Source organism: Aminobacter sp. P4_H6_2 (genome assembly GCF_056400805.1).
On record NZ_JBFUKO010000824.1, the window covers coordinates 1 to 2,006 of the forward strand.

Annotated in this window: 2 protein-coding genes and 1 pseudogene; all 3 read left to right on the plus strand. The window is 60.7% G+C overall.

The features are described 5' to 3' along the window. On the plus strand, positions 1-1,140 hold a 1,140-nt coding region (locus AC1DUU_RS30590), incomplete at its 5' end, for a TonB-dependent receptor domain-containing protein (RefSeq protein ID WP_476787067.1). A gap of 2 nt (positions 1,141-1,142) precedes the next feature. Further along, positions 1,143-1,580, plus strand: coding sequence for a hypothetical protein (locus tag AC1DUU_RS30595; RefSeq protein ID WP_476787068.1), 438 nt, complete (start codon positions 1,143-1,145; stop codon positions 1,578-1,580). A 10-nt stretch (positions 1,581-1,590) separates the two neighbouring features. Continuing rightward, positions 1,591-2,006, plus strand: a pseudogene (locus tag AC1DUU_RS30600) (hypothetical protein); the annotation flags it as partial.

Sequence of the window (2,006 nt, forward strand, 5' to 3'; positions counted from 1 at the left end):
GCATGTAGCCCAGGTTCGTTCGCGGTTGTTTGCGATTCGAACTACGGCTACGAGACTTGGCAGTTCAATGCCCAGAACACGATGGAGTGGACTGGCGACAACTGGACGAACCATCTCACATTCGGCTCGCAGACGACCTACCAGACACGCGTCGCCGAAGCCTTCTTCAACAACGGGCGGCAGTTCCCCGTCACGTTCCATCCCGAAGGCACCGATCTCAAGACCGGCGTTTTCGCGCAAAACGAATTCGTCTTCGACGACCGCCTGACGATCATACCCGGCGTGCGCCTCGACTGGCACAGGTTGACGCCTGACACGGCACTCAACGCATCGTCAACCGATGATACCGCCTTCTCGCCAAAGGTGGCCGCCCTTTACAAGTTCAACGACACGTTTTCGGTGTTCGGCTCCATCGCGCATACCGAGCGCTTCCCGACCATCGACGAAGTGTTCTCGACAGCGAGTTCGTCCTCAACCTTCCGGCCGAGCCTTGGCCTGAAGAAAGAGCAGTCGAACAATTTCGAGGCAGGTTTCGCGCTGTCCGGGTCCGATATGCTGCAGGCGGGCGACGCGGGCCAGCTCAAGGTCACGAGCTTCTACAATGACGTGAAGGACCTGATCGCGCTCAACCGGCCATTTGCTTCGGGCTTCAACAACAAACCGGGTTTCATCAACATCGAAGAGGCGGAACTCTACGGCTTCGAGGTCGAGACCGCCTACGATGCCGACTACGTTTTCGCCAACGCGTCCTATTCCTACGTAGTCGGCAAGAACAAACTGACCGATGCCTACCTGACAACGGTCGCACCACATGAACTGGCTCTGACGCTGGGCGGCAAAATGCCGGACTACGACGTAACCTTCGGCTGGACTGCGCGTGTTGTAGCTGGCCCGCAGGATGCTTCGCGCGACCGCGACACTCCCCCCGTCGCCGATCCAAACTCGACGCGTTTCTCCACAGCCTTCAACGTCCATGACATCTTCATGACCTGGAAGCCACAGGACGGCCAGCTTGCCGGTTGGGAAGCCAATATCGGCGTCGATAACTTGTTCAACCGTCAGTACAAGGAGTTCCTGATGAACGACGACGCCAAGGGCCGTACGTTCAAGATCTCCCTGTCAAAACAGCTCGGGTGGTGAGAATGCCGTTTGGCCACACCGGGCCCGCACTGATTGCGGCCGCTCTATTGGCCTCGGCGGGCGCAGCGGGGGCACAAAGCGCCCCGCCATCCCCTGCCCTGGTGCTCGAACTCAATGCGGCACAGCCCTCCGACAAGGGCTGTCGCTTCACCTTCGTGGTGACCAACAACCTCGGCGCCGAGCTTTCGAAGGCGGCGTTCGAGATTGCACTGTTCAACGAGGCAGGCGTCGTCGACCGGTTGACCGTGCTCGACTTCAAGGTACTTCCCGCCGGGAAGACCAAGGTCACCCGTTTCGATCTGCCGGGTACGGAATGCGCAAAGGTCAGCCGCGTACTGATCAACCACGCGACCGATTGCACCGGTCAGGGTGTCGAGCCGTCGGCCTGCCTGAAGTCGCTGCGTACCGTTTCCAAATCCGGCATCGCATTCGGCGTCTGAGGAACAGTTCGTGGGGATCGAGCCAGCCTTCGCCAAAATCACCCTAGCCTGGCCGTTGGCCGGCTTTGGTGCTTGGCCGGTCGAGCCCGACGATCCCAAATTCGCGACCCCGCGCGAAGCGCTGATGATGATCGGCGCTCGCGATACCGCCGACAGGGCCTATATCGCCGATGTCAGCCCGCTCTTGTCGGTTCGCGCAAGCGAGCCGCTGGCGCCCAAAGCGATCATGTCCAAGGCCCGCAAGCGCAAATGGCTGGCTGCCGTCATGGCCTCGTGCGCGCTGCATGCGGCAGTCGCCATGATCTTCGTCACGCCCGCAAACGACGAACAAGTGCTGATCGAAGGAAGTGCTGACGCCGGCATCACGCTGCTTGGCAACGCGCCGGAGGATCAGTCGGCGGCAGGCAAGATATCCGAGCTCGACCC